The sequence below is a fragment of the Oceanicella actignis genome, from assembly GCF_900111545.1.
Taxonomy (GTDB): Bacteria; Pseudomonadota; Alphaproteobacteria; order Rhodobacterales; family Rhodobacteraceae; genus Oceanicella; species Oceanicella actignis.
Genome location: NZ_FOHL01000003.1, coordinates 430911 through 453271, shown reverse-complemented (window position 1 = coordinate 453271; position 22361 = coordinate 430911). Strand labels below are relative to the sequence as shown.

Here is a 22361-nt window from a genome sequence, read left to right as displayed (position 1 = left end):
GCGATGAACGACGCCCTTGCGACCGGCCTTGGCGGGCTGGCGGTCCTGGTCGCGCTGATCGCGCTGCGCATGCCCATCGCCTATGCGATGATCCTGGTGGGCGGCGTCGGGGTCGCGCTGCTGAACGGCCCCGACATCTTCATGAGCCAGCTCAAGACGCTGGCCTACGGGCAGTTCTCGATCTACGACCTGAGCGTCGTGCCGATGTTCGTGCTCATGGGCGCGATCGCCACGCGCGCCGGGCTCAGCCGCGACCTGTTCCGCGCCGCGGCGGCCTGGCTGGGCTGGCTGCCCGGCGGCGCGGCCATGAGCGCCATCGCCGCCTGCGCGGGCTTCGGCGCGGTGTGCGGCTCGTCGCTGGCCACGGCCTCGACCATGGGCCAGGTGGCGCTGCCCGAGCTGCGCCGGCTGGGCTATTCGGACGCGCTGGCCACGGGAACGCTGGCCGCGGGCGGCGTGCTGGGCATCCTGATCCCGCCCTCGGTGGTGCTGGTCATCTACGCCGTGATCGTCGAGGCGAACATCGTCACCATGTTCATGGCGGCGTTGATTCCCGGCATCCTGGCGGTGCTTCTGTTCCTGGCCACCATCGCCTTGTATGTGCGCCTGCGCCCCGAAGCGGGCCCCGCCGCGCCGCGTCCGACAAGGGCCGAGCTGACCGAGGCCAGCCTGCGCGTCCTGCCGGTTCTGGGCATCTTCGCGCTGGTCATCGGCGGCATCTATCTGGGCTTCTTCAACCCGACGCCGGCGGCCTCGATCGGGGCGTTCCTGGTGTGGATCTACGGCGCGGCGCGCGGCACGGTCGGGCTCAAGGCGCTGCGCGGCGCGCTGCTCGAGACGGCGCGCACCACGGGCATGATCTATCTGATCCTGCTGGGCGCCGAGATGCTGAAGATCTTCATGTCGCGCGGCGGCGTTCCCCAGGCCATGGCCGAGTGGATGGCGAACTCGGGCCTCGCGCCGATGGCGGTGTTGCTGATCCTGCTGGCCGCGCTGATCGCGCTGGGCTGCCTGATGGACAGCCTGTCGATGATCCTGCTGGTCATCCCCTTCTTCTGGCCGGCCCTGGTCGAGATCAACGGCGGCGACTACGTGCCCGCCGCCGAGGCCGCCTTCGGCATGACGACCGAGGATCTGAAGGTCTGGTTCGGCATCCTGGCGCTGATCGTGGTCGAGCTGGGGCTGATCACGCCGCCGGTGGGGATGAACGTGTTCGTCATCTCGGCCCTGTCGGGCGGAGTGCCCATGCGGCGCACCTTCCTCGGCGTGGCGCCCTTCTTCTTCGCCGAGCTGATCCGCGTGGGGCTGCTCATCGCCCTGCCGGCGCTGACCCTGTGGCTGCCGCGGGCGCTGTCCTGACGCCCGCGCGCGGCGCTCAGCCCGCCTCGGGCGCCGGGGCGGGCAGGAAGCGGTCGGCCGCGGCGGCGGCGCGCGCCTGCGCCTCGGCCAGCCGCGCCTCGAGCGCCGCGACGTCGGCGGCCCCCGTCGCGCGGCACAGCACGCCGCGCAGCTCGGCGCCGAAGGCCTCGGGGCGCGGGTCGCCGTCCAGCGCGACGCGGGTCAGCTGCTGCACCGCGCTCTGAAGGCGGCGCGCGGCGATCAGCGCCTCGGCCTCGTCGGCGCCGAGCCGCCCCGCCTCGGCCAGCGCCGCGATCGCCGCCTCGGCGCCGGCGGGGCGTCCGCGCCCCAGGATCAGCGCGCCGGCCTGGGCGACGAAGTCGATGTCCATCAACCCGCCCGCGGCATGCTTGACGTCCCACGGATCGGCGCGGCGCGCGCCATGCGCCGCGGCGACGCGCGCGCGCATCCGGGCGGCGTCGGCCAGGGTGGCGGCCTCGTCGCGCGGCAGGCTCAGGGCGCGCGCCACCGCCTCGTCCACGTCGGCCATCAGATCCGCGCGCCCGGCGACGGCGCGCGCGCGCGTCAGCGCCATGTGCTCCCATGTCCAGGCCTTGGCGCGCTGGTAGTCCTCGAACCCCGCCAGCGAGGTCGCCACCATGCCCTGCCGGCCCGAGGGGCGCAGGCGCATGTCGATCTCGTAGAGCGCGCCCTCGGCCGTCTTGGCGCTGACGGCGCTGATCAGCGCCTGCGCGAAGCGCGAGAAATAGGCCGAGGCGGCAAGCGGGCGCGGGCCCTCGGACGTCTCCTGCCCCGCCGCGTCGTAAAGCAGGATCAGGTCCAGGTCCGAACCCGCGGTCATCTCGGCGCTGCCGAGCTTGCCCATCGCGAGGATCGCCGCGCCGCGGCCGGGGGGCGGGCCATGGCGGCGGGCGAACTCGGCCTCGACCTCGGGCAGCAGCGCCTGCAGGCAGGCCTCGGCGATGGCCGAGAAGCCGCGCGCCGCCTCGGCCGGGTCGGCCAGCCCGCGCAGCAGCTGTACGCCGACGCGAAAGGCGGCCTCCTTGCGCCAGCGGCGGGCGCGGTCGAGCTTGCGCTCGTAATCCTGCTCGGCCGCCAGCGCCGCGGCCAGATCCTTGCGCAGCGCGTCGGCGGCGGGCAGGGGCTCGAAGAAGTCGCGGTCGAGCAGCGCGTCCAGAACCTGGGCGTTGCGGCCCAGATGCTCGGCCAGGCGCGGCGCGGCGGCGCATAGCTGCGCGATCAGGTCCAGAAGCGCCGGGTTCGATTCGAACAGCGACAGGATCTGCACGCCCGCCGGCAGGCCCGACAGGAAGCGGTCGAAATGGGCCAGGGCCTCGTCGGCCTGGGCGGCGCGCGACAGGCTGCGCAGGATCAGCGGCTCGAGACGGCCCAGCAGCTCGCGCGCGCGGGCGTTGCGCGTGGCGGGGATCTCGCCGTCTCGCCAGCGCATCAGCGTCGCCTCGGCGGCGTCGGGGCGCGCGAAGCCCATCGCCGCCAGCGCCTCGGCGTCGGCCGCGGGGGCGGCCTGGCGCGGGCCCGGCGTGAAGAAGGGCTCGGTCAGGCGATCGACCGTCTCGAGCCGCGCCATGATCTCGGCCTCCCATGCCGCCTGATCCTCGCGCCCGCACAGCGCCGCGACGCGCGCGCGCGCCTCGGCCGAAACGGGCATGACATGGGTCTGCGCGTCCTCGATCATCTGCAGCCTGTGCTCGATCTCGCGATGGGCGACATAGGCGGCGTCGAGCGCGGCGCGCTCGTCCTCGCCGACCCAGCCGGCCTCGGTCAGCGCGGCCAGCGCCTTGCGCGTGGCGCGCGCGCGCAGCGAGGGGTCGCGGCCGCCGCAGATCAGCTGCCGCGTCTGGACGAAGAACTCGATCTCGCGGATCCCGCCGCGGCCCAGCTTCATGTCGTGCCCCGGCAGGCGGATCGGCCCGCCCACGCCGCGATGGGCGCGGATGCGCTCGCGGATGCCCTGCGCGTCGCCGATGGCGGCGTAATCCAGATGCTTGCGCCAGATGAAGGGCGTCAGGCGCCGCAGAAAGGCCTCGCCCGCCGCGACGTCGCCCGCCGCCGCGCGCGCCTTGATGTAGGCCGCGCGCTCCCAGGTGCGGCCGAGGCTCTCGTAATACTGCTCGGCCATGCCCATCGACACGCAGACCGGCGTCGTCGAGGGGTCGGGGCGCAGGCGCAGGTCGACGCGGAAGACGTAGCCCTCGCCCGTGGGCTGGCTGAGCAGCCGCGTGGCCTGCTGGCACACCTTGATGAGCCGCGCCCGCGCCTCGAGCGCGTCGCGCGCGCCATAGCGCGACTCGTCGAACAGGAAGATCAGGTCGATGTCGGACGAGTAGTTCAGCTCGCGCGCGCCGCCCTTGCCCATGGCCAGCGCCGTCAGCCCCGCGCAGCCGCCCGGATCCTCGTCGGGGCCGGGCAGGCGCCCGCGCGCGGCCTCGTCCGCCACCAGCGCGCGCAGCGCCGCGTCCACCGCCGCGTCGGCCAGATCCGACAGCGCGCCCGTCGTCTCCTCCAGCGACCACGCGCCCGCCAGATCGCACAGCGCGATGAGGAGCGCCGCGCGCCGCTTGGCCCGGCGCAGCCAGGGGCCGCGATCGGGCCGTTCGACCGTCGCCGGCATGGCGCGCACCTGGTCCAGGATCTCGGCCATGGCCTGCTCGGGCGGCGCGGCCAGGGCCCGAGACAGCCACGCGCCCTCGGCCCGCATCAGGCCCTGCAGGTAGGGCGAAGAGCCCGCGGCGCCCTCGATCAGCGGGCGCAGCGCCGGATCGAGGTCGAGCGCCGCCCACGCCTCGGCGCCGCGGCGCGGGTCGTGCGCGCGCGGAAGGCGGCGGATGCGGTCGGCAAGCGGGCGCGCCGTCGGCGCGGAAGGGCTGGTGGCGGTCATGCGCGATGCTTCGCCGCCGGCGCGCGCGCTGTCAACAGCCGCGGCTCAGCGCCGCCGCAGGCCGACCCAGACCAGCGCGCCCACCACGACAGCGTTGATCAGCGCGCCGCCCATCACGCCCAGCCCCTCGACCGCCGGCGGCCCGTCCCCCGCCACGCGCTGCGCCAACTGCGCCCAGGGGGCGGCAAGCGAGCGGCTTGCCGAGAAATCGCCCGTCGCCGCGCCGGCGAAGGCCGCGGCGGCCGCAAGCGCCAGGAACCCCGCCGCCGCCGCGCGCGCCGCGAACCGATGGTCCGGTCTCCGCCCGTCATCCATGCCTGCAAACCCCGCCAGCCTCGCCGCGCGAGCGCCGCCGGCTTCAACCATCGGCTGAAGCGACGTCGCTGACATCGACCGAAAAGCCGCAGCATTGAGGCGATGGCGGGCGGCTCTCGCAATCCGCAACGCGAAATCTCGGGAAAATTCCCGGCGATTTTTCGGCATTGCGCGCGCGCTTCATGGTTATCCACAACGATTCGTCAAAGGTTGAGCGGCAATTCTTCCATTGCGCCCAAGGGAGAAGCCGCTGGCGCGCGGAACCGGACGCCCCCGGGCGACCGAGCAGGCCCCTCACGCGACGCGCTCTCATGGCGCGCAGGCTTCCGCCACGGCAACATTCCAACGAAGCGGTCCTTGGCGCCATGAACAGACAGAACGACTCGCAAGGCGCGGCGCCCTCGCCCCGCGCGCGCGCGCTGACCCTGGCGGCGGAAGAGATCATGCGCGCGCGCATGACCGAGCCGCTCACCGCGGCCGCCGTCGCGCGCGACGTGGGCGTGACGCTGCGCCGTCTTCAGATGGCTTTTCGCGAGATGGGCCGCGAACCCCCGCGCGAGCGGCTGACGAACATGCGCCTCGACCTGGCGCGCGCGCGCCTTGACAGCCCGGGGCCGCACGAAGGCGTGAGCGAGATCGCGCTGGCCTGCGGCTTCAATCACCTGGGCCGCTTCGCAGCGGCCTACCGCGCGCGCTTCGGCGAAGCGCCCTCGGCCACGCTGCGCCGCGCGCGGCGGACGGGCGCCGGCGCGAAGGCGCGCACGGGCGGCGACGGCGACGGGAACGGCGGAGCCGGCGGCGCCGGCGGGGCTGCCGGATCGGGCGCCGGCCCGGCGGATGACGGCGCCAAGCTGGCCGCGCCCGCGCGACGTCCGGCGCAAGCCCCCGGGCGTCGTGCGGCGGAAGGGGCGTTCGACTGCGAAGGCGGACCGGAATCGGGCGCTCCGGCCTCGGCGCGCCGCCGCCGTCGGCGCCCGGCGCCCGGACGGCCCTCCGAGCCGCCGGCGCGGGCGGAATCGGGCGCCGCCGAGGGCAGCGGCGGCGAACAGGGCCGACCGGAAGGCGAGGACGCGGCCGATGGCGCCGCGGGCGCGCGCAGGCTGGGCGCGGCGCGCTGAGATCGCCCTTGCGGATGCGCCGCCTTGCGGACGCACCGCCGCGCGCACGTCGCGCCCCAAAGGCATTTTGTCTCGATCGCCGCGCCTCATCTGCGCCGCCGCGCGCACCTCGCACCCTGCGCAAACGCCCCCGCGCCTTCGGCCGGCTCGTCACGGCGGCGCGCCGGATCCTGGCCCGCGCATCGGGCGCGCGGCGCGGGCGGGCGCGTCCATGGAGCGACGGCGCGCGCACGAGGCAGCCGCAAGGGCAACCGATCTGCTCAGGCGCAACAATGGCGCGCCCGCCCACATTGGGGGCGATCGCGGACGGCTCCGGCGGCCTGCGGCGCGCCCGTGCGGCGACGCCATGACTTGGCCGATCCGTTTGGGCCGACCGACTTGACCGGATGATCCTGTCGAACGCCCCCGCGGCTTCGGCCAAAGCGCGCGCCCTTTCGCAAGCCTGCCCCTGCCGATCGCCTCCCTGATCCGCGTCGCCCGCCCGACACACGGGCCGAGCGGCCTGCGCCGCCCCGGCCATCATCGGCCCGACGCGCGCGAGGGCGCGCGGCCAGCGGCCGCCGCGCGCCGACCGGGCCGGCGAAGATCGGCGGCGCGGGCCTTGCGCGGCGGCGCGGCCAAGGACCCGTCCGCCCGCGGCGCGCCGGGATCCGAGGCGCCGGGGCGCGGCGGATCTGCCGCAAACCCGCAGGGCGCGCCCGCAAACAGGCCCGCCCCGCACAGCAACCGGCGCGCCGCCCGCGCCGCCAACCACGCCGTCAACCGCGCCGACGCGCGCGGCGACGTTGCGGGCGCGAGCCACGCCCACTTGCGCGCAAGGCGACGCCGCCCGTGCGCGGGGCGGGGGCGGAGGCATTCGCGGGCGGCGCGAAACGTCATTCCGTTCTGCGCAAAGAAAATGGATGGACGCGCCCGCCCCGGGGCCGTTGAATGCTGCAAGCGCCCCGCCGCGGCCGGGCGCCGACCGCGGAGGAGCAGCCATGAGCGTGAACGTCGCCCCCAAGCGCCTGAACATGACCCTTGCCGACCGGATCGAGGCCGAAGAGGGTTGGCTCTACATGACCGGCATGCAGGCGCTGGTGCGTCTGCCCATCCAGCAGCGCAAGCGCGACGCGGCGGCGGGGCTGATTACGGGGGGCTTCATCTCGGGCTATCGCGGCTCGCCGCTGGGGCGCTACGACATCGAGCTGTGGCAGGCGCAGGAGGCGCTGCGCGCGCACAACATCGTCTTCCGCCCCGGCGTGAACGAGGATCTGGCCGCCACCGCCGCCTGGGGCGCGCAGATGGTCGGGCTCTATCCGGGCGCCACGGTCGATGGGGTGTTCTCGATCTGGTATGGCAAGGCGCCGGGCATGGACCGCTCGATGGACCCGCTGCGCCACGCCAATCTCAGCGGGGCGAGCCCGCGCGGCGGCGCGCTCTTGCTGGTCGGAGACGACCACGGGGCCAAGAGCTCGACCGTCGCGTGCTATTCGGACTACAACTTCGTCTCGATCGGCGCGCCGCTGCTGGCCCCCTCGAACGCGCAGGAGGTGCTGGATCTGGGCCTGCACGGCATCGCCATGAGCCGATGGTCGGGCTGCCTTGTCGGCATGAAGCTGGTCACCGACGTGATCGAGGGCGGCGGCTCGGTGCTGGTCGGCCCCGACAGCCCGCCCATCGTCATGCCCGAAGGCAAGGCCGATGTCGGCCCGCAGGTCTTCCGCCCCTTCCTTCAGCAGGAGGCCATGCTTTACGAGCGGCGCATCGGCCGGGCGCTGGACTACGCGCGGCTCAACGGCCTCAACCGCATCGAGGGCCCGGCCGAGGCGCGCATCGGCATCGTCTCGTCGGGCAAGTCCTGGCAGGACCTGCGCCAGGCGCTGCGCGCGCTGGGCATGCGCGACGGGATGCTGGGGCGCATGCCCGTCCGGCTGCTCAAGCTGGGCATGACCTGGCCGCTGGACGACGAGATCGTGCGCGACTTCGCGCGCGGGCTCGAGGCCATCGTCGTGGTCGAGGAGAAGCGCCCGCTGATCGAGGACCAGATCCGCTCGATCCTTTACGGCGCGCCCAACCCGCCGCGCCTGATCGGCAAGTTCTTCGACGGCCGCCTTTACGGCGCCGGCGCGGCCGAGCCCGCCTTCCCCGCCGTGGGCGAGCTGGACCCCGGGCGCGTGGCGCAGGTGGTGGCGCGCACGGCGCTGTCGCTCGACCCCGATTGCGGCGTCGGCGGCGCCAACGCGCCCCTGCCCGAGGCCGCGCGGGCGGGCGGGCCGACGCGCGCGCCCTCGTTCTGCGCGGGCTGCCCGCACGGGCGCTCGACCAAGGTCATCGAGGGCAGCCGCGCGCTGGCGGGGATCGGCTGCCACTCGATGGCCATGATGCGCGATCCCATGCGCACCAACGGCATGTCGCACATGGGCGGCGAGGGGGCGATGTGGATCGGCCAGCAGCCCTTCACCCAGGAGCGCCACGTCTTCGCCAACATGGGCGACGGCACCTATTTCCATTCCGGCATCCTGGCCATCCGCGCGGCGGTGGCGGCGGGCGTGCCGATCACGTTCAAGCTGCTGCACAACGGCTTCGTCTCGATGACCGGCGGCCAGCCCGTGGACGGCGAGCTGAGCCCCGCGCGCATGATCGAGCAGCTGCGCGCCGAGGGCGTGCGCCGCATCGCGCTGGTGGCGGACGAGCCCGAGCGCCACAAGGACCTGCCCCTGCCCGAGGGGGTGACCCTGCATCCGCGCGCCCAGCTCGAGGCCGTGCAGAAGGAGCTGCGCGAGATTCCCGAGGTCACCGCCCTGATCTACGACCAGCCCTGCGCCACCGAGCGCCGGCGCCTGCGCAAGCGCGGCAAATGGCCCGACCCGGACCGGCGCGTCTTCATCAACGCCGAGGTGTGCGAGGGCTGCGGCGACTGCTCGACGGTCTCGGACTGCATGGCCATCGAGCCGCTCGAGACCGAGCTTGGCCGCAAGCGGCGCATCAACCAGTCCTCGTGCAACAAGGATTTCTCGTGCGTCGAGGGGTTCTGCCCCAGCTTCGTCACCGTGTCGGGCGCGCGCCCGCGCAAGGCGCGCGTCGAGGCCGCGCAGATCGACGATTCCGCCCTGCCCGCCCCGCGCCCCGCGCCGGTGGACGGCGCGACGGCGGTGCTGATCGCGGGCATCGGCGGAACGGGCGTGGTCACCATGGGCCAGACGCTGGCCATCGCCGCGCATGCCGACGGGCTGTTCAGCTCGAACCTCGACGTCACGGGTCTGGCGCAGAAATACGGCGCCGTTCACAGCCATGTGAAGATCGCCCGCGACCCGGCGCAGCTGACCGCCACGCGCATCGCCGCGGGCGAGGCCGACCTGCTGATCGGCTGCGATCTGGTGGTGGCCGCGGGGGCCGAGTCGCTGGCCGCGCTCCGCCCCGACGGCGGACGGGTGGTGGCCGACCGCACGCTGACCCCGACCGCCGACTTCGCGCGCAACCCCGACTGGGCGCTCAACGCCGACGAGCTGACGGCGCGCCTGCGCGCGGCGGCGGCCGAGGGGCGCGCGCTGATCCTGGATGCCGAGCGCATCGCCGCCGCGCTCCTGGGCGACGCGATCTACGCCAACATGATGCTGCTGGGCGCCGCCTGGCAGCTGGGCGCCCTGCCCCTCTCGCACGAGGCGATCATGCGCGCCATCGAGCTCAACGGCGTGCAGGTCGAGCTGAACCGCCGCGCCTTCGCCCTGGGCCGCCTGGCTGCGCATGATCCCGAGCGCGTCGAGCGCATGGCGCGCGAGGCGGCGCCGGCGCCGCCGGTCGATCTGGCCGCGCGCCGCGAGACGCCGCTCGAGGCGCTGATCGAGGACCGCGCCGCGCGGCTGCGCGCCTATGGCGGCCGCCGTCTGGCGCGCCGCTACCGCGCGCGGCTGGCGCCGCTGCTGGCGGCCGAGGCCGCGCTGGGGCGGGGCGACGGGGCGTCGCGCGCGGCGGCGCAGGGCCTCTTCAAGCTGATGGCGCCGAAGGATCCGTGGGAGGTCGCCCGCCTTTACGCCCGGCCCGAGTTCCGGCGCGAGCTCGAGCGCGCCTTCGAGGGCGATCTGAAGCTGACCTTCCACATCGGCGCCTGGCCCTTCGGGCGCCTCGACCCGGCCACGGGCAAGCACGTCAAGGGCGAGGTCGGCGGCTGGGCGATGGGCGCCTTCAAGGTCATGTCGGCGCTGCGCTTCCTGCGCGGCACATGGCTCGACCCCTTCCGCCGCGGCGAAGAGGCCGAGCTGGCCCGGCGTCTCGAGGCGGCGTATCTGGAGGATCTGGAGCTTGCCGCCGCGCGCCTGTCGCCAGACACGCTCGACGCCGTGCGCGAGCTGCTGGCGCTGCCCGAAACGATCCGAGGCTATGGGCATGTGCGCGCCGCCGCCGCCCAGCGCGCCGAGGCGCGGCGCACGCGCCTGCGCGCCCGGCTCGAGACGCCGGCCGAGGCGCGGGCGGCGTGACGGGTCGGGTTCGGGGCGCCGGCGCTTTGAGGAGCGAGGTTCGGGGCGGCGGCCGAGCCGCGGGCGGCGTGACGGGCTGGTTCCGGGACGCCGCGCGAGCCGCAGGCGGACTGACGGACCGGGTTCGGGGCGCCGGCGCTTTGAGGAGCGGGGTTCGGGGCGCCGCGCGAGCCGCGGGCGGAGTGGCGGGCCGGGTTCGGGGCGCCTGGCAAGGCGCGGGCGCGGCGATGCGCCGGGTTCGGGGCGTCGGCCGGGTCGTTGGCGCCATGTCGCGCCGTTGCGCGCCGGGACGCGACCTCGCGCCGCTGGCGCCGCGCCTTTGCGTCGGCCCCGCGCGGGTCTAGAACGCGGCCATGACCGACATGTCCGAACGCCCCGCTCCCGAAAAGCCCCTCGTCGCCGACGCCGCGCCCGAGGCCGTCGACGATCGCCGCGCGCGGCGAAACGTGCTGGCCCTGGTGGCCGCGCAGGCGATCCTTGGCGCGCAGATGCCGGTGAACTTCATCCTCGGCGGCCTCGCGGGGCAGATCCTGGCGCCGGACAAGTGCCTGGCGACCTTGCCCATCTCGCTCATCGTGCTGGGCTCGATGCTGTCGGCGCCGGCGATTTCGGGGCTCATGGGCCGGCGCGGGCGGCGGGTCGGGTTCCTGACCGGCGCGGCGGGCGGCGCGGCGGGCGCGACGCTGTGCGCGCTGGGGCTGATGTTCGACTCGTTCGCGCTGTTTCTGGCCGGCGCGCTGTGCACCGGCGTCTACATGAGCGCGCAGGGCTTCTACCGCTTCGCCGCCGCCGACACGGCGTCGGACGCCTTTCGGCCGAAGGCGATCTCATGGGTGATGGCGGGCGGGCTGGCGGCCGCGATCCTGGGCCCGCAGCTGGTCAAGCTGACCGCCGACGCCATGGCGCCCGTTCCCTTCGCGGGGGCGTATGCGGCGGTGGCGGCGCTCAACATCCTCGGGGCGCCGCTGTTCCTGCTGCTGGACATCCCGCGCCCGCGCCCGCGCGCGGACGCGCCCCGGGGCCGGCCGATCGGGGCGCTGCTGCGCGATCCGCGCATCCTCACGCCGATGATCTGCGCGATGGTGTCCTATGCGCTGATGAACCTGGTGATGACCTCGACGCCGCTGGCGGTGGTCGGCTGCGGGTTCGGCGCCTCGGACGCGGCGGACATCGTCTCGGCCCATGTGCTGGCCATGTTCGCGCCCAGCTTCTTCACCGGCGCGCTGATCGCGCGCTTCGGCGAGACGCGGATCATCGCGCTCGGGCTGTTGCTGCTGGCGGGCGCGGGGGCGGCGGCGCTGGCGGGGGTCGAGCTGTCGAACTTCTACCTCGCGCTCGTGCTGCTGGGGCTGGGGTGGAACTTCGGCTATATCGGCGCGACCTCGATGCTGGCCGGCGCCCATGCGCCCGAAGAGCGCGCGCGCGTGCAGGGGCTGAACGACTTCGCCGTGTTCGGGATGGTCACGCTGGCGTCGCTGGCCTCGGGCGGGCTGATGAACTGCGTGGGCGGCGACCCGCAGACGGGGTGGAGCGCGGTGAACCTGGCGATGATCCCCTTCCTGACCCTGGCGGGCGGGGCGCTGATCTGGTTCGCCCTGCGCCGCCCGGCGGCCTGAGCGCGACGCCGGGCGCGGGGCGCTGGCTCAGCCGCCCGGGCGCCCCATCCCCGCCTCGGTCGCGGTCGCGCCGACATTGCCCAGGTTGCCGAACAGCTGCTGCAGCACCGTCAGCTCGCGCCCATAGGTCGGGGTGGTGCGGGTGACAAGGTTGATGACGCGCCCGTCCTCGAGCCCGTAGGTCTCGACGCCCTGAACGAAGCCGTCGGGGCCGAAGCGCACCACCACCACGCGCCGGTCGGTCACGCGCGGCGGATAGGCGCCCACCGTCTCGAACCGCGACGAGGCGTAATACCACGCATCGTCGCGCAGCACGCCGCCGGTCAGCGGCCGGCCGATCTTGCGCGCCACCGTCTGAGGGGTGTCGACGCCCGGCTGGATCTGGGCCAGCTGCTCGGGGGCGGGGGCGTAGCCATGCGTGGTGACGATGGGCGTGCAGCCTGCGGCCGCCAGCGCAAGCGCGAACGCGCCGGCCGTGATTGCTCTGGACACTGGGGCTCTCCCGCCGCGGTTCATCTTGCAGCGATGCCTAGCGCGCGCGGGACCCGAATTCAAGCGCGCGCGCAAGCCCCCGGGGCGTGCCGGCGCGCATGCGCGGGCGCGCAGGGCGGCGCCGGCGCAAGGGTGCGCAAGGGTCCGCACGCACAGGCGCGCAGGGCGGGCCCCGGCCCCCAGGCCGCAACCCTGCCCCGCCGCGCCCGCGGCCGCGCCCCTGCACCGCCGCCCGCAGCCGGCCCGCGCCGCTCGCAAACCGCGCCGCGCAACGCGCCCGGCCCGAACCTGCCCGCGCGCCCCGCCCCCGCGCGCCCAGCCCGAACCTGCCCCCCGCGCCCTGCCCCGCCGCCGCGCGCCCGCGCCGCCTCGGGAACCGGGCGGCGCGCGCCCTTGAGCCGCGCGCGCCGCCGCGCTATCTGAGCCTTGGCGCGATCGCGGCGCGTCCCGCCCCGCCGGTCGCCGGCCTCGATGCCGGCCCGGAGGATGGCCCCGATCCCGGACCGCCGCGGCCCGAGCGCGCCGGGCAAGGAGCATGCGATGAAGAAATCCCCCCCGCGCCCCGCCGCCCCGCCGCGGCCCGAGATGCGGCGCGAGCGGCGCGTCGCCCGCCTGCCCGCCGAGGGGCTGGCCTTCGACGAAACCGCCACCGAGGACGAGCGCGCCGCCCTGGCGCGACGCTACGGCGTGCTCGAGGTCGGGGCCTTTTCGACCAGCGGGCGCATCGAGCCCGAGAAGAACGGCTGGCGCATGCGCGGCGTGGTGCGCGCGCGCGTCACGCAAAGCTGCGTCGTCTCGCTCGAGCCGGTCGAGCAGGTGATCGAGGAGCCTTTCTCGCGCCTCTACCTGCCCGGCGCCCCCGACCCCGAGACGCTGGGGCCCGACCTCGACCCCGACGCCGAGGACCCGCCCGAGCCGCTGGGCGAGACGCTCGACCCCGGCGAGGCGGCGGCCGAGGCGGCGGCGCTGGCCATCGACCCCTATCCGCGCCGGCCCGGCGCGGCGCTGGCGCGCGACTCGGCCCTTCCGCCGGGCGCCGCGCCGATCGAGGAGGACGCCCCGCGCCCCTTCGCCGCGCTGGCCGAGCTGCGCGCGCGCCTCGCCGCGCGCGAGAACGGCGCCGAGGCGGACGCCCCGCGCCCCGAGGGCGCCGAGGACGACGCGCCCGACCCCGGGCCCCGCAAGGGCGACGCCTGAGCCGCCCCGGGGGCGGAGAAAACCCCTTGCCCTCGGCGGCCGATCGAGTATGTTCCGCGTCTCGTTTCCCCGAGGCTGCATGCGGGCGCGGGCGCGGTCGGCCCCGACCGGGCGCGCGGCGGCCGGCGCGGGGATGACGCGGGGGCGGAGACGGCGCTTGGCGCGCCGCGCCGCGCCCGGATCGGACGGCGCCCCGCGCCGATGGACATGAACGGACAACCGGCGACGCCCGGCCAAGGCCGGCGCGACGCAGATGCGGAGTTGAGAACATGGCGGTCCCCCAGAACCGAGTCACGCGCTCCAAGCGCAACATGCGCCGCGCCCATGACGCGCTGGTGGCTGAGAGCTCGAACGAGTGCCCCAACTGCGGCGAGCTCAAGCGCCCGCATCATGTCTGCGGCGCCTGCGGCCATTACGGCGGCCGCGAGGTCGTGGCGATGGTCGAGGACGTGGATCTCGACGACGAGGCGTGATCGCCCCCCTCTGACGAAGCGGCCCCCGCCGGATGATCGAGACGGATGAAGCACAACGCGCCTCGTCCCGCGCCGCCGGTTCCGCGGCGCCGGAGGGCGCCGAGCGGCCCCCGGCGGTGATCTCGATCGACGCCATGGGCGGCGACCGCGGCCCGGCCGCGGTGGTCGCCGGCATGGCCAAGGCGGCGCGCCACGATCCGGGCCTGCGCTTCATCGTCCATGGCGACGAGGCCGAGCTGCGCCGGCTGTTGCGCCGGCGCTCGGGCCTGGCGGCGCGGGTCGAGCTGCGCCATGCCGAGGGCGAGGTGTCGATGGACGACAAGCCCTCGCGCGTGATGCGCAACGCGCGCGGCACCTCGATGCTGGGCGCGATCGACGCCGTGGCGCGCGGCGAGGCGGGCGCCGCCGTCTCTTGCGGCAACACGGGCGCGCTGATGGCGCTGTCGGTGCTGCGTCTGCGGCGCGCGCCGGGCGTGGACCGCCCGGCGATCGCCGTGTTCTGGCCCTCGCGCAATCCGGCGGGCTACAACATCGTCCTCGACGTGGGCGCCGACATCCGCGCCGACCCGCACAACCTGCTGCAATACGCCGTCATGGGCGCCGAATACGCGCGGCTGGGCCTGCGGCTGGACAAGCCGCGGGTGGGCCTGCTGAACGTCGGCTCCGAGGCGCACAAGGGCGGGGCCGAGCGCGGCCAGGCCTCGGCGCTGATCGGCGCGCGCGCGGCCGAGCCGGGCGCGGGCTTCGACTATGTCGGCTTCGTCGAGGGCGGCGACATCCTGTCCGACCGGGTGGACGTCATCGTCACCGACGGCTTCACCGGGAACATCGCGCTCAAGACCGCCGAGGGCACCGCCAGCCTCATCAACGAGCTGCTGCGCGCCGCCTTCGCCCACAGCCCCCTCAGCCGGCTGGGCGCGCTGGCCGCCTACACCTCGCTGCAAAGGCTGCGCAAGCGCATCGACCCGCGGCGCGTGAACGGCGGCGTGTTCCTGGGGCTGAACGGGGCCGTGGTCAAGAGCCATGGCGGCGCCGACGCGACCGGATTCGCCGCCGCGATCCGCCTGGCGGCGCGCATGGCGCGCACCGGCTTTCCGCAGCGCGTGGCGCAGCAGGTTGCAAAGGCGCTCCGCGCCCCCGAGACTGCGGCGGCCGAATCGTCACAGTCCAGGGGTGGAGAGACATGAGCGTAAGGCGCGCGGCGCCCGTGGGGTGCGGACACTACCTGCCCGAACGGGTGGTCGAGAATGCCGAGTTCGCGGCCACGCTCGACACGAGCGACGAATGGATCCGCTCGCGCTCGGGCATCGAGCGACGGCGCTTCGCCGCGCCGGACGAAAAGACCTCGGATCTTGCGACCCACGCCGCGCGCGCGGCGCTGGCCAATGCGGGGATGGAGGCGAACGAGCTGGACGCCATCATCCTGGCCACGGCCACGCCCGACCAGACCTTCCCCTCGACCGCGACCCGGGTGCAGCACGCGCTGGGCATGACGCGCGGCTTCGCCTTCGACGTGCAGGCGGTGTGCGCGGGCTTCATCTTCGCCCTGTCCACCGCCAACTCGATGATCGTCTCGGGCCAGGCGCGCAACGTCATGGTCATCGGCGCCGAGACCTTCACCCGCATCATGGACTGGACCGACCGCTCGACCTGCGTGCTGTTCGGCGACGGGGCCGGCGCGCTGATCCTGTCGGCGGACGAGGGCGAGGGCACCCTGGCCGATCGCGGCGTGCTGGCCACGCGGCTGCACTCGGACGGCGCGCACAACCAGCTGCTCTACGTCGACGGCGGCCCCTCGGCCACGCAGACCGTGGGCGTGCTGCGCATGGAGGGGCGCAAGGTCTTCCAGCACGCGGTGCAGAAGCTGGCCGAGGTGGCGCACGAGGCCATGGAGGCCGTCGGGGCGCGCCCCGAGGACATCGACTGGATGGTGCCCCATCAGGCCAACATCCGCATCATCGAGGCCACCGCGCGCAAGACCGGCCTGCCGATGGAGAAGGTCGTGGTCACGGTCCAGAATCACGGCAACACCTCGGCCGCCTCGATCCCGCTGGCGCTGAGCGAGGCGGCGGCCGAGGGCCGCATCCGCCGCGGCGACCTGCTGCTGATGGAGGCCATCGGCGGCGGCCTGGCCTGGGGCGCGGCGCTGGTGCGCTGGTAAGGCGCGGCGCGTCTTGACGCGCCGCAGCATCGCGCCGGGCCAAGGCGTTGATATTGACTCCAATTCCCCCCACCCCCTAGGCTTTGCGCCATGCGGCGCGGCGCGCCGCGCGCAACGATCGGGCCGCAAAGAACGGTCCGCCGGACAACGACAGGGAAGGGGCGCGCAATGCCCAAGACTTACACCCGGCTCGATCTGAGCGAGGCGGTCTATCGAGAGGTGGGCCTGTCGCGCAACGAATCGGCCGAGCTCGTCGAGAGCATCCTGCGGCATGTCTCCGACGCGCTGGTGCGTGGCGAGACGGTGAAGATCTCGTCCTTCGGCACCTTCGTGGTGCGCGAGAAGGGCGCGCGCATGGGGCGCAACCCCAAGACGGGCGAGGAAGTGCCCATCGAGCCGCGGCGGGTGCTGGTGTTCCGCCCCTCGCACATCCTCAAGGACAGGGTGAACGGGGGCAAGGCCGAAGCGCCCGAGTCGCAGCGCGAAGACGCCGTCTGACGACGGGCGCGCCCGCTCGGGCGCAGGGCGGGCAGGCGCCGCCCGAAGCGGCGAAGGCGATGAGCGCGCCCCATGCGGGCGCAGGGAGGGAACGTGCCGAGATCGGTCGAAAAGTCGCCCCAGGCCTTCCGCACCATCTCGGAGGTGGCCGAGCTGCTGGACGTGCCCGCCCATGTCCTGCGCTTCTGGGAGACGCGCTTTCCCCAGATCAAGCCGGTCAAGCGCGGCAACGGCCGCCGCTACTACCGCCCCGAGGATGTGGACCTGCTTCTGGGCATCCGCGAGATGCTCTACGAGGACGGGCTGACGATTCGCGGCGCGCAGAAGGTGCTGCGCCAAAAGGGGGCGAAGCATGTGATCGCCCGCGGCGCGGCCCTGCACGAGGGCGCGGGCGCGGCGCAAGCGGCCGACGCGCCCGCCCGGCCCCAGCCCGCCGAATCCCTGCCCACCGAATCCCTGCCCGACCAGGCCCTGCCCGACCGGTCGGCGCCCGCGGCGCAGGGTGCGCCCGATCCCGCCGCCGGGCCCGCCCCGAGCGCCCCGGCGCGGCCGGACCGGGCGCGGGTGCTGGCGGTGATCCGCAAGCTCGAGGCCCTGCGCGAGCGCCTGCGCACCGATCCCGCCGCGCTCTGAGCCCGCGCCCGGCGGGGGCGCCCCGGCTTGCGGCTTGCGCCCGCGCGGGCGCGTAATTTCCCGCCCCTGCCCCCTTGCAAGACGGCGCGCGGCGCAGTAAACCCCGTGCCATCAACGGGCTGTAGCGCAGCTTGGTAGCGCGTCCGTCTGGGGGACGGAAGGTCGTGAGTTCGAATCTCGCCAGCCCGACCATATGGGACGCCAGCCCTGCGGGGCTGGCGTCTTGCGTTTGCGCGCATCGCACCGCGAGGGAGGAGACGCCGTGACCGATGCCATCGCTCCGGGGCCGGGCGTGCTGCCGGCCCAAAGCATCCGCGCCATGATCGCCCGCGGCATGATCCGCGCCGACGGCCCGATCGAGCCGGTCCAGATCCAGCCCGCCAGCCTCGACCTGCGCCTGAGCGCGCGGGCCTACCGGGTGCGCGCCTCGTTCCTGGCGCGCGGGCGCAGCGTGGCCCGGCGGCTGGACGAATTCGCCATGCACGAGATCGACCTCGCGCCCGGCGCGGTGCTGGAGAAGGGCTGCGTCTATGTCGTGCCGCTGCGCGAATCGCTGGCGCTGCCGGCCGACGTGCACGCGGTGGCGAACGCCAAGAGCTCGACCGGGCGGCTTGACCTGCTCACCCGCCTCATCGCCGATCGCGGGCAGGAATTCGACCGCGTCGAGGCGGGCTACGAAGGCCCGCTCTACGCCGAGATCTCGCCGCGCTCCTTCTCGGTCCTGGTGCGGCCGGGGATGCGGCTGAACCAGATCCGCTTCCGGCGCGGCCGCGCGTCGCTAGCCGACGACGAGCTGCGCGCCCTGCACGCCAGGGTCGGGCTGGTGGACGTCGAGCCTGTGATCGACCAGGGGCTGGGCTTTTCGGTCGATCTGTCCATGCCCGGCGGCGGCCCGGCGGGCTGGCGCGCGCGCCCCCATGCGGGGCTGGTCGACCTGGACCGCATCGGCCATTACGACCCCCTCGACTTCTGGGAGCCGGTGCTGCCCGCGCGCTCGGGCTCGGTCATTCTGGACCCCGGCGCGTTCTACATCCTCGTCAGCCGCGAAAGCGTGCATGTTCCGCCCGACTGCGCCGCCGAGATGGCGCCCTACCTGGCCATGGCGGGCGAGTTCCGCGTGCATTACGCCGGCTTCTTCGACCCGGGCTTCGGCCATGCGGCGGCGGGGGGCGCGGGTTCGCGCGGGGTGCTCGAGGTGCGCTGCTACGAGGCGCCCTTCGCGCTCGAGCACGGGCAGGTGGTGGGGCGGCTGGTCTACGAGCGCATGGCCGAGCGCCCCGAGGTGCTCTACGGCGCGGGGCTGGGCTCGAACTACCAGGGCCAGGGGCTGAAGCTGGCCAAGCAGTTCCGCGACCCCGCGGGCGGCTGAGCGCGGCCCCGTCCGGGGTCAGTCGAACATGTCCTGCTGGGGGGCGCCGGGATCGTCGGCGCCGTCCTCGTCGGCCTCGTGCAGGCGCGCGTCCAGCAGGCCCGCCTCGCGCAGCTCGCGCAGGCCGGGCAGATCCCTGGCGCTTTCCAGGCCGAAATGGTCGAGGAAGGCGTCGGTGACGACGAAGGTCACCGGCCGGCCGGGCGTCGCGCGCCGCCGCCCGAGGCGGATCCAGCCGCGCTCCATCAGCAGATCGATCGTGCCCTTGGACACGGCCACGCCGCGGATCTCTTCGATCTCGGCGCGGGTGACGGGCTGGTGGTAGGCGATGATGGCCAGCGTCTCGATGGCGGCGCGCGAAAGGGGGCGGGTCTCGACGGTTTCGCGGCTCATCAGGAAGCCGAGATCGGGCGCGGTGCGAAAGGCCCAGCGCTCGCCGGCGCGGCGCAGCGTCACCCCCCTGCCCTCGTAGCGGCGCGCCAGCAGGCGCAGCGCCTCGCGCGCATCCGATCCGGGGGGCATGCGCGCCTCGATCTCGGCGACGCTCAGCGGCTCGGCCGAGGCGAAGAGAATGGCCTCGACCATGCGCTCCTGCTCGGCCAGAGAGGGGGGCGAGAACAGCGCCTCCATCGCCGGGCGCGCGGCGCTGGGCGCGGCGTCCGGCCCGGCTTCGGGCGCGTCGGCTCGGGTCGCGGCGCGCGTCTTCGCGGCGCTTTCGGGCGCGGTCCCGGGGGCGGCGGCGTCGGGCGCAGTCCCGGCGGCGGCCGCGTCGGGCGCGGTCCCGGGGGCGGCGCTTTCGGGCGCGGTCCCGGGGGCGGCGGCGTCGGGCGCGGCGCGCCCTTTCGCGGCATTCCCGCGTGCGCCGGCGTCGGGCGCGCCGGCACCGGGGGCCCGGCCCGCGCCGGCCGAGGGCGCGCGGCCCGCCGGCGCGGGCGGGGCGTCGGCGCGCGGGCGCGGGGCGTCGTCGCGCGCGCTCATGCGGCGGGGCCCGCGCGGCGGCGCAGGCTGATCTCGCCGAAGGTCTCGGTCTGGCGGATCTCGGCCTCGCCGCGCTTGACGAGCTCGAGCGAGGCGGCGAAGGCCGCCGCCAGCGCCGAGCGGCGCTTTTCGGGGCGCGCGCGCCATTCGGGCGGCAGGAAGGCGCGCAGGCTGCGCCATTCCAGCGCCTCGCCGATCACGCCGCGCAAGCGTTCGAGCGCCTCTTCCATGGTGAAGACCTGCGCGCGGCGCAGGTGCAGCGGGCGGTATTCGTCGCGCGTGCGCAGGCGGGCATAGGCGCGCATCAGGTCGATCAGGCGCGCATCGTATTCCACCCGCCGCACCGCGCGGACGCTTTCGGGCGCGCCGCGCGCGAAGACGTCGCGCCCGAGCTGGTCGCGCGCCATCAGCCGCGCCCCGGCGCGGCGCATGGCCTCGAGCCGCTCGAGCTGGAAGGCGAGGCGCGCGGCCATCTCTTCGGCGTCGGGGCCTTCTTCTGAGGGCTCGGGCGGCAGCAGCAGGCGCGATTTCAGAAAGGCCAGCCACGCCGCCATGACCAGGTAGTCGGCGGCCAGCTCGATGCGCAGGCGCCGCGCGGCCTCGACGAAGGTCAGGTATTGCTCGGCCAGCTGCAGGATCGAGATGCGGCGCAGGTCCACCTTCTGCGTCCGCGCCAGCGTCAGCAATAGATCGAGCGGGCCCTCGAAGCCGTCCAGATCGACCACCAGCGCCTCGGCCGCGCGGCGCGCTTCGGGCGAAAGGGGCTCGGGGCCGGCGCGACCGTCGGCCATCTCGCGCGCAAGCGGCGCGCCGGGGCGCGGCGCGCGCTCAGACATCGGCGCGCTCCTGATTGAGATAGGCGTGGCGGCGGTCGGCCTCGTCGGGGTCGAAGGGGGCGGGCGCGCGCCGGCGCGCCAGCGCGGCCTCGGCCCGGCGCAGGGCGTCGCCGGCCAGAAGCGGGGTCCGGGCCGCCACCTGCCGCATCTGGGCAAGGTCGCCGTTGCAGTGCAGCGCCACGTCGCAGCCCGCGGCGATGGCCTCGGCCGCGCGCTGCGGGACGGGCCCCGACAACGCCTCCATGCCGATGTCGTCGGTCATCAGCAGCCCGTCGAAGCCGATGCGCCGGCGGATGAGGGCGATGCAGTCGGGCGAGACCGTCGCGCAGCGCTCGGGGTCGATGGCGCGGTAGATCATGTGCGCCGTCATCATCATGGGCATGTCGGCCAGGGCGCGGAAGGGGGCGAAGTCCTCTTCGAGCGCGTCGAGCGGCGCGTCCGTGACCGGCAGCGCGCGGTGGGCGTCCAGCGTGGCGCGGCCATAGCCTGGCACATGCTTGACCACCGGCAGCACCCCGCCTTCGAGCAGCGCCTCGGCCGCCGCGCGCCCGCGCCGCGCCACCGGCCCCGCCCTGTCGCCCAGGGCGCGGTCGGCGATGATCGGATCGGCGTCGGGGCGCGCCACGTCCACCATCGGCGCGCAGTTCACGTCGATGCCGACGGCGCGCAGCTCGTGCGCGATCAGCCGATGGCGCAGGCGCAGCCCCGTCAGCACGGCGGCGTCGGGCAGGCGGGCGCAGAAATCGGGTAGGCGCGGCCACTCGCGCCAATGGGGGGCGCGCATGCGCGCGACGCGCCCGCCCTCCTGGTCGATCAGGATCGGGGCCTCGCGCCCGACCGCCTCGCGCAGCGCGCCGGTCAGGCGGCGCAGCTGGTCGGGCGCCGCGACGTTGCGCGCGAAGAGGATGAAGCCCCAGGGGTCGGCCTCGGCGAAGAAGGCGCGCTCGTCCGCGGTCAGCTCGGGGCCGGACAGGCCGAAGATGACGGCGCGCGGGGTGCTCATCGGCCCGCCCGCGCGACGATGCAGGCCTCGCCCCGACCCTTGAGCGCGGCGCACAGCTCTTCGGCGCGGGCGCGGTCGGGAAGGGGGCCGGCGCGCAGGCGATGCAGGGTGCGGCCGCCCGACTGGACCGGCACGACCACATGGGTCAGCCCGCCCAGCAGCGCGCCGTTGCGGCGCAGATGCTCGCGCCACTGGCCCTCGGCCACCTCGGGGCTGGCGAAGGCGCCCAGCTGCACCAGAACGTCGCCCGGCTTGATGACCGGGGGCGCGGGGGGCGGCGCCTCGGGCGCGGCGGCGGCGCGGCCGGCGGCCGGGCGTCCGGGGGCGATGGGGGCGACGCGCGGCGCGAGGGCGCTGGCGTCGACCGGGTCGGGCGTCGCCTCGGCCGCGGCCGGGGCGGACGCGGCGGGGGTGGACGCGGCGGGGGCGGACTCGGCGGGGGCTGCGGGCGCGGAAGGCATGGCGGGCGCGTCGTCGGCCTCGCCCAGCGCGCGGCTGACCAGCGCGTCGAGCGCGCCGGCGCCAGCATCCGCCGCGGCGTCCGCGTCGTCGTCCGCCGGCGCGCTCGGGCCCTCGGTCCCCGCCGGGGAGCGGGTCGGGGCGGGCAGCAGCGCGGGGGGCAGATCCTCGTCGGCCAGCGGCTCGGGCGGCGGGGCCAGGCGCTCGGCGCCGTCCTGCGCCTCGCCCGAGACGATGCGGGTCACGGCACGGTCGGCCTCGTCCAGCGTCAGCCCGCCAGGATCTTCGGGGCGGATCTTCATCGGCCCCTCGACGGCGCGGATGACCGGCACCTGGGCGGGGTCGCGCTGAACCAGACGCCAGCTCCACAGCGCCAGGGCGCCGATCAGCGTCAGCGCCGCCGCCGCGCCCAGCCCCGCCCAAAGGGGGCCGGCGCGGCGCGCCGCCGCGGCGTCCATGGGATCATCCTGCGCGTGCTGCGCCATGAGGAGCTTCGCC

General features: G+C 75.1%; 18 protein-coding genes and 1 tRNA gene. 12 read left to right on the top strand and 7 right to left on the bottom strand.

What is annotated here, in order from left to right; translation table 11 throughout:
* Window positions 1-3 precede the first annotated feature (3 nt).
* The gene (locus BMW67_RS07290) at window positions 4-1359 is read left to right on the top strand and encodes a TRAP transporter large permease (RefSeq protein WP_072746201.1); all 1356 of its coding nucleotides are present in this window, start codon (window positions 4-6) and stop codon (window positions 1357-1359) included.
* A 16-nt stretch (window positions 1360-1375) separates the two neighbouring features.
* Here the strand turns inward: BMW67_RS07290 and BMW67_RS07285 are convergent, their stop codons facing one another.
* Both BMW67_RS07285 and BMW67_RS15685 read right to left on the bottom strand, forming a co-directional pair.
* A complete protein-coding gene (locus BMW67_RS07285; protein ID WP_072746202.1) occupies window positions 1376-4258 on the bottom strand; it encodes a bifunctional [glutamine synthetase] adenylyltransferase/[glutamine synthetase]-adenylyl-L-tyrosine phosphorylase in 2883 nt (960 codons plus the stop codon).
* A 45-nt stretch (window positions 4259-4303) separates the two neighbouring features.
* Window positions 4304-4573 (bottom strand): hypothetical protein, encoded by a 270-nt coding sequence (locus BMW67_RS15685; protein WP_072746203.1) that lies wholly within the window; start codon window positions 4571-4573, stop codon window positions 4304-4306.
* A 365-nt stretch (window positions 4574-4938) separates the two neighbouring features.
* Between BMW67_RS15685 and BMW67_RS15680 the strand changes: the two genes are divergently transcribed.
* The 3 genes from BMW67_RS15680 to BMW67_RS07265 all read left to right on the top strand — a co-directional run bounded on the left by BMW67_RS15680 (window position 4939) and on the right by BMW67_RS07265 (window position 11764).
* Window positions 4939-5691 (top strand): helix-turn-helix transcriptional regulator, encoded by a 753-nt coding sequence (locus tag BMW67_RS15680; RefSeq protein ID WP_072746204.1) that lies wholly within the window; start codon window positions 4939-4941, stop codon window positions 5689-5691.
* A gap of 980 nt (window positions 5692-6671) precedes the next feature.
* Window positions 6672-10148 carry an indolepyruvate ferredoxin oxidoreductase family protein gene (locus BMW67_RS07270; RefSeq protein ID WP_072746205.1) on the top strand — a complete coding sequence of 1159 codons (3477 nt, stop codon included), beginning with the start codon at window positions 6672-6674 and terminating at the stop codon, window positions 10146-10148.
* 362 nt (window positions 10149-10510) lie between these two features.
* Complete coding sequence (locus tag BMW67_RS07265) at window positions 10511-11764, top strand: MFS transporter (RefSeq protein WP_072746561.1); 1254 nt, start codon at window positions 10511-10513, stop codon at window positions 11762-11764.
* Between the two features lie 27 nt (window positions 11765-11791).
* Here the strand turns inward: BMW67_RS07265 and bamE are convergent, their stop codons facing one another.
* Window positions 11792-12256, bottom strand: a complete 465-nt coding sequence (bamE, locus tag BMW67_RS15675; RefSeq protein WP_177174488.1) for an outer membrane protein assembly factor BamE domain-containing protein — start codon at window positions 12254-12256, stop codon at window positions 11792-11794.
* Between the two features lie 540 nt (window positions 12257-12796).
* Between bamE and BMW67_RS07255 the strand changes: the two genes are divergently transcribed.
* The 8 genes from BMW67_RS07255 to BMW67_RS07220 all read left to right on the top strand — a co-directional run bounded on the left by BMW67_RS07255 (window position 12797) and on the right by BMW67_RS07220 (window position 18587).
* Window positions 12797-13453: a YceD family protein gene (locus BMW67_RS07255; RefSeq protein ID WP_072746207.1), complete on the top strand. Its 657-nt coding sequence runs from the start codon at window positions 12797-12799 to the stop codon at window positions 13451-13453.
* A 269-nt stretch (window positions 13454-13722) separates the two neighbouring features.
* Window positions 13723-13926, top strand: coding sequence for a 50S ribosomal protein L32 (gene rpmF / locus BMW67_RS07250; protein ID WP_072746208.1), 204 nt, complete (start codon window positions 13723-13725; stop codon window positions 13924-13926).
* 32 nt (window positions 13927-13958) lie between these two features.
* A complete protein-coding gene (plsX, locus tag BMW67_RS07245; protein ID WP_083581130.1) occupies window positions 13959-15113 on the top strand; it encodes a phosphate acyltransferase PlsX in 1155 nt (384 codons plus the stop codon).
* Window positions 15110-16087, top strand: coding sequence for a beta-ketoacyl-ACP synthase III (locus tag BMW67_RS07240; protein WP_072746209.1), 978 nt, complete (start codon window positions 15110-15112; stop codon window positions 16085-16087). Before plsX ends, BMW67_RS07240 begins: the two co-directional genes overlap by 4 nt.
* 168 nt (window positions 16088-16255) lie before the next feature.
* Window positions 16256-16585 (top strand): integration host factor subunit alpha, encoded by a 330-nt coding sequence (gene ihfA, locus BMW67_RS07235; protein WP_072746210.1) that lies wholly within the window; start codon window positions 16256-16258, stop codon window positions 16583-16585.
* 93 nt (window positions 16586-16678) lie between these two features.
* Window positions 16679-17218: a MerR family transcriptional regulator gene (locus BMW67_RS07230; protein ID WP_245728478.1), complete on the top strand. Its 540-nt coding sequence runs from the start codon at window positions 16679-16681 to the stop codon at window positions 17216-17218.
* A gap of 115 nt (window positions 17219-17333) precedes the next feature.
* A tRNA-Pro gene (locus tag BMW67_RS07225) sits at window positions 17334-17410 on the top strand.
* A gap of 70 nt (window positions 17411-17480) precedes the next feature.
* Entirely contained in the window at window positions 17481-18587 is a 1107-nt protein-coding gene (locus BMW67_RS07220) for a 2'-deoxycytidine 5'-triphosphate deaminase (protein ID WP_072746212.1), read from the top strand.
* An 18-nt stretch (window positions 18588-18605) separates the two neighbouring features.
* Here BMW67_RS07220 and scpB read toward each other — a convergent pair whose 3' ends face one another.
* The 4 genes from scpB to BMW67_RS15670 all read right to left on the bottom strand — a co-directional run bounded on the left by scpB (window position 18606) and on the right by BMW67_RS15670 (window position 22348).
* Window positions 18606-19217 carry an SMC-Scp complex subunit ScpB gene (scpB, locus tag BMW67_RS07215; RefSeq protein ID WP_072746563.1) on the bottom strand — a complete coding sequence of 204 codons (612 nt, stop codon included), beginning with the start codon at window positions 19215-19217 and terminating at the stop codon, window positions 18606-18608.
* A 344-nt stretch (window positions 19218-19561) separates the two neighbouring features.
* Window positions 19562-20356, bottom strand: coding sequence for a segregation and condensation protein A (locus tag BMW67_RS07210; protein WP_072746564.1), 795 nt, complete (start codon window positions 20354-20356; stop codon window positions 19562-19564).
* A 37-nt stretch (window positions 20357-20393) separates the two neighbouring features.
* Window positions 20394-21404, bottom strand: a complete 1011-nt coding sequence (locus BMW67_RS07205; RefSeq protein WP_072746213.1) for a glycoside hydrolase family 3 N-terminal domain-containing protein — start codon at window positions 21402-21404, stop codon at window positions 20394-20396.
* On the bottom strand, window positions 21401-22348 hold the full coding sequence (locus BMW67_RS15670; protein ID WP_177174487.1) for an SPOR domain-containing protein: 948 nt from the start codon (window positions 22346-22348) through the stop codon (window positions 21401-21403). The genes BMW67_RS07205 and BMW67_RS15670 overlap by 4 nt, the downstream gene beginning before the upstream one ends.
* Window positions 22349-22361 lie beyond the last annotated feature (13 nt).